The organism is Streptomyces sp. NPDC007162 (genome assembly GCF_040634175.1).
In the GTDB taxonomy this organism is placed as follows: domain Bacteria; phylum Actinomycetota; class Actinomycetes; order Streptomycetales; family Streptomycetaceae; genus Streptomyces.
This window is the reverse complement of the sequence record NZ_JBEYFC010000023.1, coordinates 1-13,846: the sequence shown is the minus strand read 5'-3', so window position 1 is coordinate 13,846 and position 13,846 is coordinate 1. Positions and strand designations below refer to the sequence as shown.

Below are 13,846 nucleotides of genomic sequence, written 5' to 3'. Positions count from 1 at the left end.
CCTTGCAAACATAGCGGGTGGCCGGTCAGTCGGAGCCGACGGCCCGCCCGGCCTTGGCCCAGTTCGCGTGCAGTTCGTCGAGGTAGGACCGGGCCTGGCCGCCCGGGGTGGCGCCGCGGGCGAAGGCGAGCATGTTGGCCGGGCCGGTGTTGTAGCCGAGGGCCAGCAGGTCGTTCCTGGTGTACGGGGCGGGCCAGGTGGCGGGCAGCCGGGCGGCCAGGTCGTGCAGGTACCAGGCCTCGGCTTCGATCGCGAGGTCCCGGTCGTCGGGCAGGTGCTCCCAGCTCTGGTGCGCGAAGTCCCGCCCCTGCTTGACCTCGTCGAAGGTGGCGCGGTGCATGTCGGCGATACCGAAAGCCGCGTCCGGCTTGAGTTTCTGCCAGGCCCGTTCGAACGCCGGATCGTGCGGTTTGTAGGCCTCGTTGTAGAGGATCGCCATGACGAGTTGACCGCTGACGGCGGCCTGACGGGCCCGGCTGCGCACCTGGGCGGCGTAGTCGGCGGGGTCGTACGAGGAAGGGGAGGAAGAGGCGGCGGAGGCGGTCGCCGAAGCGGACGGGGACGCGGTGGGCGTCGAGTTGCCGGCCGGGGGCGTCGAGTCGCCCTGCGGGGTGTGGGCGGCCCGGACGATGATGTACACGGCGAGGGCGAGTACCGCCACGGCGATCCATCGTCTACGTGTCGACGCCCGGGGATCGGACATTCCTGACCCTTCCTCCCACCTGGTCCCGCACCCTTCTACAGGAGACGGACTAAGAACCGTGTGAGGCGGCCCCGTTCACGCGGGAGCCTGCTCGCCCCGGCACCCGCCGTGCGCAGCTGGCCGTCCCTCTTCACCACCGCGGGCCTGGCCGTGTGGACGGCCGCGGCCGGCGCCCTGCTCTCAGCCATGTTCTCCGCCAACTCGGCCCTGACCCTGCTGCTCCTCCTGTACGCGGCCACGCCGCTGTAGCGGTACGCGGGACCGGCACCGGGGGCCGCTGTCGGTTCAGTTCTCGACGCCTCGGCGGATCCGGCGTGACGGGCTGAACTCGTACAGGTCGAGGATTTCCGGCGGGTCGCTCAGACCCGGGCCCCCGGCGCGGACCCAGGCCGCGATGTCGGCTGTCGCCTCGGGGTCGTTGACCAGGCCGAGCCAGACCGGCCGGCCGCCCGCCGCGCGCCCGGCCGGTGACGGCTGGACGACGATGACGTCGGCCTGTTCGCAGGCGTCCAGGCAGTCGACCACGCGGACCTGGGCCGTGTCCGCCAACTCGGTGCGCAGTGTGGCCAGTTGGGCAGCATGGTCCACGCCGGGAAGCTTGGCCGTGCCGCAGCAGCAGCCTCGGCACACGGTGACCGTGCAGCGGGGTGCCGACGAGGGCGCCGTCCGCGCGGCGGGCGTCCTGCGGCGGCTCACCGGGTCGCCCGCTTCCAGGCCGCCTCGCGCAGCAGGCGCAGCCCGTTGAGGCCGACGATGACGGTGGAGCCCTCGTGGCCCGCGACGCCGAGCGGCAGGGGCAGCGTTCCCGCCAGGTCCCAGACGACCAGGGCGGCGATGAACACCCCCGCGATCACCAGGTTCTGCACGACGAGCCGGCGCGCCCGCCGGGACAGTTCGACCACGGCCGGGACGGTGGCGAGTTCGTCCCGGACGATCACCGCGTCGGCGGTCTCCAATGCCAGGTCCGAGCCCGCCCGGCCCATCGCGATGCCGGTGTGGGCTGCGGCGAGCGCGGGTGCGTCGTTGACGCCGTCGCCCACGACCATGACCTTGCGTCCGGCCCCCTCCAGTTCCCGGACCGCCTGCACCTTGTGCTCGGGCAGCAGTCCGGCGCGCACGTCCTCGATGCCGACCTCGGTGGCCAGCCGGGCGGCGGCCCGCGGGTTGTCGCCGGTCACCAGGAGCGGCGCCGCCCCGGTGAGCGAGGCGAGGGAGGCGACGGTGACGGCCGCGTCCGGGCGCAGCCGGTCGGCGACGCCGAGCACACCGACCGGCGTCCCGTCCACGGTGACGAGGACCGCGGTACGGCCGCCGTTTTCGAGACTGACGGTGGCGTCGGTGGCATCGGTGACTTCGGCGACCCCGGCGGCGCCGGCGGCGTCGGCGGCCCCGGCGGTGGAGCAGTCACCGTCTTCGGTACCCGCCCCTCCGAGCAGTCGCGTCGGTGATCCGACCGCGATCCTGCGTCCGTCCTCGGTGGCCCACACCCCGACCCCCGGGGTGGAACCGAAGTGCTCGGCCGTCGGCAGGGCGAGGCCCCGCTCCCGTGCCGCGTCCACGACGGCGCGGGCCAGCGGGTGCTCGCTGGGGTGCTCGGCCGCGGCGGCCAGAGTGAGCAGCGCGGCCTCGTCCAGGCCGGAGCCCGGCAGCGGCCGGACGTCGGTGACGCGCGGGGTGCCCTCGGTCAGCGTGCCGGTCTTGTCGAGCGCGACCGCGTCGACCTCGCCGAGCCGTTCCATGACCACCGCGGACTTGACCAGCACCCCGTGCCGGCCGGCGTTGGCGATCGCGGACAGCAGCGGCGGCATGGTGGCGAGGACGACCGCGCACGGCGAAGCCACGATCATGAAGGTCATGGCCCGCAGCAGCGAACCGGTCAGCGCGGCGCCGGAGGCGAGCGGCACCAGGAAGACGGCGAGGGTCGCGGCGACCATGCCGAGCGAGTAGCGCTGTTCGACCTTCTCGATGAACAGCTGGGTGGGCGCCTTGGTCCCCGACGCCTCCTCCACCATGCGCACGATCCGGGCGATCACCGAGTCGGAGGCGTCGCGCTCGACCCGGACGCGCAGTGCGCCGGTGCCGTTGAGGGTGCCCGCGAAGACCTCGTCGCCCTTCTCCTTGGCGACCGGCAGCGGTTCACCGGTGATGGTCGCCTGGTCGACGTCGCTCGCCCCGTGCAGGACCCGGCCGTCGGCGCCGACCCGCTCACCCGGACGTACCAGGATCGTGTCGCCGACGCGCAGTTCCGCGACGGCCACCGCGGCCTCGGTGCCGTCGGCCGCGACCCGGGTGGCCAGGGCCGGGGCCAGGTCGAGCAGGCCGCGTACCGAGTCGGCGGTGCGGGCGGTGGCGAGGGCCTCCAGGGCGCCGGAGGTGGCGAAGATGACGATCAGCAGCGCGCCGTCCGTCACCTGCCCGATCGCCGCCGCCCCGAGGGCAGCCACCACCATCAGCAGGTCGACGTCGAGGGTCTTGTCCCGCAGGGCCTGGAGCCCGGCCCGGCCCGGCTCCCAGCCGCCGGCCGCGTAGGTCAGCGCGTACAGCGGGCCCCAGGTCCAGGCCGGGGTGCCGGTCAGCTGGAGGGGCAGCGCGACCAGGAACAGCACCAGGGCCAGCGCCGCCCAGCGTGCCTCGGGCAGCGCGAGGACCCGCGTACGGCGCCGGGGTGCGGCGGCTCCGCGGGCGTCGGCGGTCCGGTCGGTCGTGACCGGCGGCGGGGCGAGGGTGGAGGTCATCGGTGGGGTCCTTCATGGGGGCATGACGGAGGTGCGGACCGCCGGGGCCGGGGACCGCTCCCCTCCACCGTACAGGACCACATGAAGACTCATTCATGCGTTCATGTCTGCTGGTCCGTAGGATGAAACCCATGGGCCATGGAGCTGACGGACGGACCACCACCCCCGCCACCGCACGCGAGCGCCTGGAGACCGTCGGCGCCGGCGATGTGGCCGCCACGCTCCAGGCGCTGGCCACCCCGTCCCGCCTGCGCATCCTGGCCCGCCTCCAGGAGGGCCCGTGCGCGGCGACGGAACTCGCCGACGCCGTCGGCATGGAACAGTCCGCCTGCTCCCACCAGCTGCGCCTGCTGCGCAACCTCGGCCTCGTCACCGGTGAACGCCGGGGCCGCTCGGTCATCTACGCGCTGTACGACAACCACGTCGCCGAACTCCTGGAGCAGGCCCTCTACCACGTCGAGCACCTGCGTCTGGGCCTGCGCGACACCCCGGCCGCGGCGGACCCGGCGGCCACGGTGGGCTGAGCGCCGGCACCGGCGCCGAACGCGCGTACTGACATGGCCTGATGTCGTCGGCCATGGCCAGAACCAGTACCGTTTTCCCAGCGTCGTACGGCATGTATGCCGTTGGCCTGATCTGTGGGGGGACCACATGAGCGGCGAGATCTACTTCAGCCACAACTACCGGGATCTGTGCGAGCGGAACGGGACCGGGGCGGGGTTCCAGTTCGAGTTCTCGTGCGCGCGTTGCTACGACACCTGGCGCTCGCCGTTCGAGCCGTACGGCGGGGAGCGGGCGGCCACCTGGCTGCACAAGGGCGTCGACGTCGCGTGGGGGCTGCTGGGGCGCACCGGCACCGGTCTGACCTCGGCCGCCGACGGGCTCGCCGGGGCGGGCTACGGGCGCGCCCGTGACCAGGCGTTCCAGCGGGCGATCGACAACGCCCAGGGCCACTTCAACCGCTGCGCGCGCTGCACCGACTACGTGTGCGGCCGCTGCTGGAACGCGGCCCAGGGCCTGTGCCTGCGCTGCGCGCCGGACACCGCGGCCGAGGCCATGGCGGCCCAGCAGCGCGGCCTCAACGACATGGCCTCGCAGCGCGCGTACGCGGCGGGACAGCAGACGGGGCAGGGCTACGACCCCACCACGCCCCGGCAGTTGGTCTGCCCGCACTGCCGTACCGAGACCCACGGCGCCGCCTTCTGCTCCGGCTGCGGCCACCGACTGGCCCAGTCCGAACGGTGCCCCTCGTGCTCCGCGGCCGTACCGGACGGGGCGGCGTTCTGCCCGGGATGCGGCTCCCGCAGGTAGCGGGACACCGACCGGCATCCGGGGAGGACACCGGCCCTGAGCGCGGCCACCGGAGGCAGCGCGGGCGGCGACGGTGACGCCCGGAGGACATGCCACCCGGTCGGGTGGCGTTGTCGGGCGGGGGGCGTGGCTGGGGGGTCGTGGCCGAACCGGTCCGATGACCATCCTTGCGTGACGACCCACTACGGTAAGCGCGCCGCGCCCACCGTGCGCTCCCCCCGCCGCACGGCCCTCGCCGCCCTGTCCCTCCTGCTCTCCCTGGCCCTGCTTCCTACGGCACAGGCACTGGCCGCGCCCTTGCCCCTCCCCACCACTCGCGCCACCCCCCGGCCCCCCACCCCCGCCGAAGCCCCCGCAGCCGCGTACCTACGGTCCGTGCGGTCGGATCCGGGGCTGTTGCGGCGCTTCTTTCTCCGGCTGCCCAAAGGGGGTGACCTGCACAACCACCTCTTCGGTGCGGTGCGTACCGAGTACCTGATCGAGCTCGCCGGCGATGACGGGCTGTGCGTCGACGCGGTGACGCTGACTGCCGTCGTACCGCCGTGCGCTCCCGGTGCCCGCCCGGCCGTGGCCGCCCGTACCGACCGGGGCTTTCACGACGCGATCCTGCGTGCCTGGTCGATGCAGGACTTCCCGCCGGACCGGAGCGGTCACGACCACTTCTTCGCCACCTTCGACAAGTACGGCCTGGTCGCCTCGCTGAACCAGGGCAGGGTGCTCGCCCAGGTCGCCGACTCGGTCGCGGCCGGGCACCAGTTCTACCTGGAGACGATGGTCAACCCGGCCTCCGACGCCGCCGCCCGGCTGGGCGACGACGTCGGCCCGGACCCGGACCTCGCCGCCCTGCACGCGAAGCTCGTCGCGGGCGGCAGGCTCGACCGGCTCGTGGCGGACGCACGTGCGGAGACGGACGGCGTCGACGCGGAGTTCCGTACCGCCGCCCGCTGCGGCACCCGCCACCCCCGCCCCGGTTGCGCGCTGACCGTGCGCCGGATCTACCAGGCCTTCCGCGGCGAGACCCCCGAGCGGGTCTTCACCCAGCTGGCACTCGGCATGCGGCTGGCCGAGCGCGACCCCCGCTTCGTCGCCGTCGACCTCGTCCAGCCCGAGGACGGGGCGGTCGCGCTGAAGGACTACCCCCTGCAGATGCGCATGGTGAGGTATCTGCGGACGGTCTATCCGCAGGCCCATGTCACCCTGCACGCGGGCGAGTTGTGGACCGGCCTGGTCGGACCCGCGGATCTGCGGTTCCACATCGCGGCGGCCGTGCGCGTCGCGGGCGCCGACCGCGTCGGGCACGGCGTCGACCTCGTCCACGAGGACGACTGGCGGCGCACGGCCCGCACGATGGCCGCCCGGGGCACCGCCGTCGAGGTCCCGTTCACCAGCAACGCCCAGATCCTCGGCGTCCGCGGTGCCGAGCACCCCTTCGACACCTACCGGGCCTACGGCGTCCCGGTGGTCCTGGCCACCGACGACCCCGGCGTCTCCCGCACCGACATCAGCCACGAGTACCAGTACGCCGCCGCCACCTACGGCCTGACGTACCCGGAACTCAAGGACCTGGCACGGGCCTCCCTCCAGTACGCCTTCCTGCCGGGCCGCAGTCTGTGGCGGGGCGGCCCGGCCCGGGACGGGTACCGGCCCGTGGCGGCCTGCGCCGGCCGGCTCCCCGGCACCGGTCTCCCGCCGGGGACGCGGTGCCGCCGGCTGCTGGACACCAGCGCGCGGGCCGCCGTCCAGTGGCGCCAGGAGACCGCCTTCGCGTCGTTCGAAAGTACCTTCGCCCGGGGACGGCGGAGGGGACCGCACCCCCACTAATCTGCACGGGTGACCACCGAGTTGATCCTGCTGCCCCGTGTCGTCTGCCGTGGCCGGGAGATCACCGCACCCCGGCTGCGCGGACTGCTCGCGCTGCTCGCGGCGGACCTGCGCGCCGGGTGCAGCACCGGACGGCTGGTGGAGGGACTGTGGCCGGACGAGCTGCCGGAGCGGCCGGGCAAGGCGGTGCAGGTCCTGGTGTCGCGGCTGCGGTCGCAGCTGGGCGCCGAGCTGATCGTGAGCACGCCGACCGGGTACCGGCTGGCGCTGGACGGGACGCAGGTCGACGCCGTCGCGCTGGCGCTGTACGAGGCGGCGAGCGCCGAGCGGGCGCGCGCCGGGGACCACGACGGAGCCCTCGCGCAGGCGGAGGCGGGGCTGGCGTTGTGGGACGGGAACGTCGGCGCCGGGGCGGACGAGGACCTGCACGATCCGGTGGTGGCGCTGCGCGTGGCACGGGTGCGGGTGCACCGGGCGCTGACGCGTGCGCGGGCGCTGGCGCTCGCCCGGGTCGGACGGCGGGCGGAGGCCGCCGCGCCGCTGGCCGAGCTGGGCCGGGAGCTGCCGCGGGACGAGGAGGTCCTCGCCGAGCTGCTGCGCTGCGAGGCCGCCACCGCGGGCCGGGCCCAGGCGCTGACCCGGTACGACGTCTACCGCCGCCGTCTGCGGGACGAGCTGGGGGCGGATCCGGGGCCCGGACTGCGCGCCGTGCACCAGGAGTTGCTGCGTGCGGAGGTACCGGCGGCCCGGCACGGTGTGCCGCACGAACCGAATCCGCTGCTGGGGCGGGACGCCGATGTCGCCGCCGTGGCCGGGCTGCTGCGGACGGCCCGGGTGGTCACCGTCGTCGGGCCCGGCGGACTGGGCAAGACCCGGCTCTCGCACGCGGTGAGCCGGGCGGCCGAACAGCCCGTGGTGCACTTCGTGACCCTGGCCGGTGTCACCGCGGGCGACGACGTGGCCGACGAGGTGGCCTCGGCCGTAGGCGGCCCGGACAGCCGGCAACCCGCGGGCGGCAAGGACGTGGTCAGCGGCATCGTCGCGGCGCTGGGCGCGGGTCCCGCGCTGCTGGTGCTGGACAACTGCGAGCATGTCGTCGCCGCCGCGTCCGCCCTCGTACAGGCGCTGGTGTCGCGGTCGAAGGAGCTGCGGATCCTGGCCACCAGCCGGGCTCCGCTGGGGCTGACCTCGGAGTCCGTGTACGCCCTGCCGGAGCTGTCCCCGGCGACCGCCGCCGAGCTCTTCCGGCAGCGGGCGCGGGCCGCACGACCCGGCGTGGAGCTGCCCGAGGCGCAGGTCGCCGAGATCTGCCGGCACCTGGACGGGTTGCCGCTGGCCGTGGAGCTGGCGGCGGCCCGGGTGCGGGTGCTGTCCGTCGCCGACATCGCCCGTCGGCTCCAGGACCGGTTCGCGCTGCTGCGCGGCGGCGCCCGGGACGCGCCCGAGCGGCACCGCACGCTCCAGGCGGTCGTCGAGTGGAGCTGGCACCTGCTGGAGCCCGAGGGCCGGGCGGCACTGCGCGCGCTGTCGGTCTTCCCCGGCGGGTTCGACGCGCACGCCGCGGAGTACGTGCTCGGCGAGGACGCAACCGGGAACGGGGGCGAGGGCGGGAGTGGGAGCGGGGGCGCGCTGGAGCTGCTGGAGCAGTTGGCGGCCCAGTCCCTGATCAAGGTGGGGGAGAGCCCTTCCGGGGTCCGCTTCCACATGCTGGAGACGCTGCGGGAGTTCGGCGCCGCGCGCCGGGCCGAGGCGGGTGAGGGCGCGGTGGTCACGGACCGTTTCCTGTCCTGGGCCCGGGACTTCGGCCGGACGTACCACGACACGATGTTCGGCGACGACGCGGTGGCCTCCTTCGACCGGGTCCGCGCCGAGCAGGACAACCTCGTCCTCGCGCTGCGCCACGCCCTGGCCCGGAACGACGGCCCCGCCATCGCCTCGCTCACCGCCGTACTGGCCTCCCTGTGGTCCGTCGGCAACAGCTACACGCGGTTCGTCACGCTCGCCGCCGAGACCGGCGGCCCGCTGTCCCGGTTCCGCCCGGGGCCGGAGCACCCCGCGGACGTGGAGGCGGTGCGCAGCGCGGCGGCGATCTGCACGGCCGGCCTCTTCATGGGCTACGGCCCGCACGCCGTTCGCCAGTTGGTCGTGCTGCGCCGGCTGCCGCCCGCCCCGGCGGACACCGTGATGCGGGCACTGGCCGCCGTGCTCTCCGCCGTCCCTGACATGCGTCCGCCCGACTGGGCCAGGCTGCAGGAGTTGTGCGACGCCGACGAACCGCTGCTGGCGGGCATGGCGGCGGGGGTCGCCAGCTACCTCTGGGAGGCCGCGGACGACACGGACCGCGCGCTCGGCCACGCGCGCCGGATGCTCGCCGCCGTGGCGCCGCTCGGCAATCCGATCATGATGCTGCTCAGCCACGGGCGGATCAGCGAGCTGTGCCTGAAGACGGAGCGCGGTGCGGAGGCGTACGACCACCTGCGGGCCGCGGACGGGATCGGCGAGGTCGGTGGCTGGTCGGACGCGATCGGCATCCGCTACGGGCTGGTGTCCGCGTGCCTGCAACGCGGGGAGATCGACGAGGCGGAGTACTGGCTGGGCCTGGCCGTCCCGGACCGGCAGCCGGAGTCGGCCAAGCCCTTCAGTCCCGAACTGCTCCAGGCCCGTGCCGAGATCGCGCTGGCCAGGGGGCTGACCGAGGTCGGTCTCGGGCTGTGGCGGCAGGCGGCCGGGGGGATCCGGGAGGCCAGTCGGCTGGCGGCGGACGATCCCTTCCTGGAGTCCTGGGCGCTCCAGGTGCAGGCGGCGGCGCTCGCGGCACACGCCCAGCACGACCGGCTGGAGCCGGTGGCCCACCTGGCGGACGGCCTGCGGGAACGGCTGCTCGACATGCTGGCCGACACCGACGCCCAAGCAGGCGCCGACACCGCCCCCGGCTCGGGCTCCGGTGCGCCGGGCGCCGGGGATCTGCTGGAACTGCCCATCTACGGCTCGGTGTTGCTGGCGCTCGGTTACGCCGGTCTGGCCCGTGGTGACAAGGCGGCGGTACGGCTCCTTGCGCTCGCGGAGCGGTTGCCGGTGATGCGGGACCTGCCCACGCTCTCCTCGGCGCGGTCCCGGCAGGCGGCCGAGAACGCGGACGGGGCCGCGTACGCCGACGCGAGGTCGGGATACGCGGCCCTGGGGCGGGATCAACTGCGCTCGGCGGCCCTGCACGCGCTCACTGCCGGGGCTCGCGGTTGAAGGTCGCCCGGGACCAGAAGTAGCCCAGCCCGATCAGCACGGCGCACCAGCCGAGGGCCAGCACCGCGTTCTTCGTGCCGATCCCGCTGCCCAGCAGCAGCCCGCGCAGGGTCTCGATGAAGGGCGAGAACGGCTGGTACTCGGCGAACCAGCGGAACCAGCCCGGCATGGCGTCCACCGGCACGAACGCGCTGGACAGGAAGGGCAGCATCACCAGGGGCGTCCCGATGTTGCTCGCGCCCTCGGCGTTGGGGCTGATCAGGCCGATGCCCACGGCCAGCCAGGTCAGCGCGAGGCTGACCAGGGCCATCAGCCCGGCCGCCGCGAGCCATTCCACCGGCGACGCGTCGGGCCGGAAGCCGATGGCCAGTCCGATGCCGAGGACCAGCACCAGGGCCATCATCGTCTGGATCACGCTGCCGATCACGTGGCCGACGAGGACGGAGGCGCGGGAGATCGCCATGGTGCGGAAGCGGGCCATGATGCCCTCGGTCATGTCGGTGGCCACGGACACCGCGGTGCCGAGCGAGGTCATGGCCACGGTCAGGAACAGGATGCCGGGGACGAGGTAGTTCACGTACTCGGACCGGTCGGCGTGGCCGCCGGTCATGCCGGCGCTCATCACGTTGCCGAAGACGTAGACGAAGAGGAGCAGCAGGATGACCGGGGTGAGCAGGAGGTTCAGGGTGAGGGAGGGGTAGCGGCGGGCGTGCAGGAGGTTGCGCCGCAGCATGGTCAGGTTGTCGCGGAACGCGAGGCCGGGGGTGCTCATCGGGCGGTCTCCTTGTCGGTGGTGGTCGCTGCGGTGACGGTCGCTGCGGTGGTGGTCCCCGCGGCGGTCACGGGGCTGCCGGTCAGGGCGAAGAACACGTCGTCCAGGTCCGGGGTGTGCACGGAGAGTTCGTCGGCCTCGATGCCGGCGGCGTCCAGCCAGTCGAGGATGGCGCGCAGCTCGCGCTGGCTGCCGTCGCTGGGGATCTGCAGGGTGAGCGCCTCGTCGTCCCGGGAGGCCTCGCGCAGTGCGGTCGCCGCCTGCTCGTGGGCGACCGGGTCGGAGAACCGCAGCCGTACGTGGCCGCCCGGGACGAGCCGCTTGAGCTCCTCGGCGCTGCCCTCGGCGACGATCCGGCCGCCGTTGAGCACCGCGATGCGGTCGGCGAGCTGGTCGGCCTCGTCCAGGTACTGCGTGGTGAGGAAGACGGTGGTGCCGCCGGAGACCAGTTCGCGGATGATCTGCCACATGGTGTGGCGGGAGCGCGGGTCGAGGCCGGTGGTGGGCTCGTCGAGGAAGATGATCCGCGGGCTGCCGACCAGCGTCATGGCGATGTCGAGCCGTCGTTTCATGCCGCCGGAGTAGGTGGAGGCGGCCTTCTTCGCGGCCTCCACCAGGTCGAAGCGCTCCAGGAGTTCGGCGGTAACCCGGCGGCCCTCGGCGCGGGACAGGTGGTGCAGGTCGGCCATCAGGAGCATGTTCTCCTCGCCGGTGATCAGCCCGTCCACCGCGGAGAACTGGCCGGTGACGCCGATCGCGGCCCGTACCGCCTGGGCCTCGGCGGTGAGGTCGTGCCCGGCGATCCGGGCCTCGCCGCCGTCGGCGGAGATCAGGGTGGAGAGGATGTTGACGGCGGTGGTCTTGCCCGCGCCGTTCGGTCCGAGGAGGGAGAAGACCGTACCGGCCGGCACCTGGATGTCGATGCCGTCGAGGACGCTCTTGTCTCCGTAGGACTTGCGCAACCCGGTGGCTGCGATGGCGAGTTCGAGTTCGTGGTCTGCCGAAGTCATGCCGCAGAGCTTGCGGCCGGCCCGGTTCAGTTCGGCTTCAGTCCGGTTTCAGCGCCTGTTCCGGTGGTGGGCCGCCGTCTCCTAGGGCCCTACGGCACGCTCGGGCCAGCCGGGCCGGTCAGCCGGACGATGTCGCCGCCCAGCTTCGGGCGGAACGCCTTGAGCGTCTTCGGCTGGCCGCTGACCACCCAGCGGGTGCCGACCAGGTAGGTGCCCCGGTACGAGGAGGCGCTGTCCAGCCAGACCTCCAGGAGCCTGTCCTCGGGGAACGTGGTGATGAGGTAGTCCCCCGCCGCCGTGTGGCAGCTGCCCTCACGCAACTCCTCCGCCTGCACGCGGATCGTGGCCGTGCAGCCCGTCAGCCCGGCGATGACCTCGACCTTGGCGGGCGCCACCACCCCGGCCTGCTGGGCGGAGACCGTGGAAGTACCGGCGGACGGCCTGTCCTCGGCCGCCTCGCCCCCTCCCCCACCGCAGGCCGCGGTCAGCGGCAGCAGGGCCAGGCTGCCGGCGACGGCGGCACCGCGGGCCAGTCGGGCGGACAGGGGCTCGGCGGCGGGGCGGGTACGCCGTTGCTGGGGCACGGGGCGGCTCCGTATCGGGGGGTCTCGTACGACCAGGGGTACGACCAGGAGTACGCCCGGGAGGCCGACCGCGTTCACCACGCGCGTTGCTTTTCCGATACTCCGTTACGACCAGCCATTTACCTCGTCTTTGCGTGGCCATGGTGATCTGACCGGACGTTCGACAGACGCCCCGAGGAGCCGTACCCATGCCCAGATCCACCCGCCGTCACCTCATGACCGCCACCGCCGTGATCGCCGCCGCCACCGCGGCCGTGGCCGTGACCACCGCCGCCGGTGCCTTCGACAGCGCCCAGCAGGCGAAGAACGCCGTCCAGGGCGGCAAGGCGAAGAACGTCATCCTGCTGATCGGCGACGGCATGGGTGACTCGGAGATCACCCTCGCCCGTGACTACACGGTCGGCGCGAACGGCCGCCTGAACATGGACAAGTTCCCGCTCACCGGCGCCTACGCGACATACGCGGTGCACGAGGACGGCACCCCCGACTACGTCACCGACTCCGCCGCGAGCGGCACCGGCTGGGCGACCGGCGTGAAGACCGTCAACGGCCGTGTCTCCAAGACGCCCGGCACCGACAGGGCCGTGAAGACGATCCTGGAGCTGGCGCAGAAGAACGGCTACGCCACCGGCAGCGTGACCACGGCCGAGCTCACCGACGCCACCCCGGCCGTGCTCGCCTCGCACGTCACCGACCGCTCCTGCCAGGGCCCGGCCGACATGGCCAAGTGCGCGAAGGACACCATCGCGGCGGGCGGCCCCGGCTCGATCGCCGAGCAGTCCGTGAACCACAGGGTCGACGTCCTCATCGGCGGCGGCAAGCAGCGCTTCGACCAGAAGGTGACGGACGGCAGGTACAAGGGGCTGACCGTCACCGAGCAGGCGCAGAAGCTCGGTTACCAGGTCGTCACCGACAGCACGGGCCTGAAGAACGCGAAGGCGGGCAAGCCGGTGCTCGGCCTGCTCGCCTCCGGCAACGTGCCGGTGGAGTGGACCGGCAAGGCGGCCGCCGTCGGCGGCACCGACCCGCAGCGCTGCGTCACCACCAACCCGAACCGTCCCGCCACCACGCCCAGCCTCGCGGACTCCGCCACCAAGGCGATCCAGCTCCTGGAGGCCAAGCAGCAGGCCAAGCACGCCAAGCAGGGTTTCTTCCTGCAGATCGAGGGCGCCTCCATCGACAAGCAGGACCACGCGGCCGACCCGTGCGGCCAGATCGGCGAGACCGCCGCCTTCGACAAGGCCGTCAAGGTCGCCCGCGCGTACGCGGCCAAGCACCCCGACACGCTGGTCGTCACCACCGCCGACCACGGCCACACCAGCCAGATCGTGCCGCTGGAGGCCACCCCGCCCGGTCTGTCCTCGACCCTGGTCACCGACGAGGGCCAGCAGCTGAAGGTCAACTACTCGTCCAACACCCCGGGCCTGTCCCAGGAGCACACCGGTACGCAGGTCCGGATCGCGGCGCAGGGGCCGCTCGCCTACCGCGTCCTCGGCGTCACCAACCAGACCGACCTGTTCGCCACGGTCCGCGAGGCCCTGCGCCTGCGCTGACCGACTCCGCCGGGCCGGCCCCGCCGGGTCGGCTTCGCGAGGTCGGCTTCGCGAGGTCGGCTTCGCGAGGTCGGCTTCGCGAGGTCGGCTTCGCGAGTCGGGGAGGGCGGCCGCCAC

Annotated in this window: 11 protein-coding genes and 1 pseudogene; 6 read left to right on the top strand and 6 right to left on the bottom strand. The window is 73.6% G+C overall.

Annotated elements, in window-relative coordinates; all coding sequences use genetic code 11:
- Positions 1-25: 25 nt before the first annotated feature.
- Positions 26-703, bottom strand: coding sequence for a lytic transglycosylase domain-containing protein (locus ABZ646_RS04880; protein WP_360512995.1), 678 nt, complete (start codon positions 701-703; stop codon positions 26-28).
- Positions 704-787: 84 nt separating this feature from the next.
- Here ABZ646_RS04880 and ABZ646_RS04875 point away from each other — a divergent pair.
- Positions 788-952 (top strand): annotated as a pseudogene (locus ABZ646_RS04875) (M56 family peptidase); the annotation flags it as partial.
- A 36-nt stretch (positions 953-988) separates the two neighbouring features.
- On the opposite strand, the gene ABZ646_RS04870 reads toward ABZ646_RS04875, so the two are convergent.
- Both ABZ646_RS04870 and ABZ646_RS04865 read right to left on the bottom strand, forming a co-directional pair.
- On the bottom strand, positions 989-1,399 hold the full coding sequence (locus ABZ646_RS04870) for a (2Fe-2S) ferredoxin domain-containing protein (RefSeq protein ID WP_360512993.1): 411 nt from the start codon (positions 1,397-1,399) through the stop codon (positions 989-991).
- On the bottom strand, positions 1,396-3,438 hold the full coding sequence (locus tag ABZ646_RS04865) for a heavy metal translocating P-type ATPase (RefSeq protein WP_360512992.1): 2,043 nt from the start codon (positions 3,436-3,438) through the stop codon (positions 1,396-1,398). Before ABZ646_RS04865 ends, ABZ646_RS04870 begins: the two co-directional genes overlap by 4 nt.
- A 131-nt stretch (positions 3,439-3,569) precedes the next feature.
- On the opposite strand from ABZ646_RS04865, the gene ABZ646_RS04860 reads away from it, so the two are divergent.
- The 4 genes from ABZ646_RS04860 (at position 3,570) to ABZ646_RS04845 (ending at position 9,810) form a co-directional block, all read left to right on the top strand.
- Positions 3,570-3,962, top strand: coding sequence for a metalloregulator ArsR/SmtB family transcription factor (locus tag ABZ646_RS04860; protein ID WP_132889530.1), 393 nt, complete (start codon positions 3,570-3,572; stop codon positions 3,960-3,962).
- A gap of 127 nt (positions 3,963-4,089) precedes the next feature.
- Complete coding sequence (locus ABZ646_RS04855; RefSeq protein ID WP_360512990.1) at positions 4,090-4,749, top strand: zinc ribbon domain-containing protein; 660 nt, start codon at positions 4,090-4,092, stop codon at positions 4,747-4,749.
- Positions 4,750-5,034: 285 nt separating this feature from the next.
- Positions 5,035-6,570: an adenosine deaminase gene (locus ABZ646_RS04850; RefSeq protein ID WP_360513033.1), complete on the top strand. Its 1,536-nt coding sequence runs from the start codon at positions 5,035-5,037 to the stop codon at positions 6,568-6,570.
- Positions 6,571-6,579: 9 nt separating this feature from the next.
- A complete protein-coding gene (locus ABZ646_RS04845; protein ID WP_360512988.1) occupies positions 6,580-9,810 on the top strand; it encodes a BTAD domain-containing putative transcriptional regulator in 3,231 nt (1,076 codons plus the stop codon).
- Here ABZ646_RS04845 and ABZ646_RS04840 read toward each other — a convergent pair.
- The 3 genes from ABZ646_RS04840 to ABZ646_RS04830 all read right to left on the bottom strand — a co-directional run bounded on the left by ABZ646_RS04840 (position 9,788) and on the right by ABZ646_RS04830 (position 12,176).
- A complete protein-coding gene (locus ABZ646_RS04840) occupies positions 9,788-10,582 on the bottom strand; it encodes an ABC transporter permease (RefSeq protein WP_360512986.1) in 795 nt (264 codons plus the stop codon). The genes ABZ646_RS04845 and ABZ646_RS04840 overlap by 23 nt on opposite strands.
- A complete protein-coding gene (locus tag ABZ646_RS04835) occupies positions 10,579-11,592 on the bottom strand; it encodes an ATP-binding cassette domain-containing protein (RefSeq protein WP_360512984.1) in 1,014 nt (337 codons plus the stop codon). The genes ABZ646_RS04840 and ABZ646_RS04835 overlap by 4 nt, the downstream gene beginning before the upstream one ends.
- Before the next feature lie 89 nt (positions 11,593-11,681).
- Complete coding sequence (locus ABZ646_RS04830; protein WP_360512982.1) at positions 11,682-12,176, bottom strand: hypothetical protein; 495 nt, start codon at positions 12,174-12,176, stop codon at positions 11,682-11,684.
- A gap of 188 nt (positions 12,177-12,364) precedes the next feature.
- Between ABZ646_RS04830 and ABZ646_RS04825 the strand changes: the two genes are divergently transcribed.
- Entirely contained in the window at positions 12,365-13,729 is a 1,365-nt protein-coding gene (locus ABZ646_RS04825; RefSeq protein ID WP_360512980.1) for an alkaline phosphatase, read from the top strand.
- Positions 13,730-13,846: the final 117 nt, after the last annotated feature.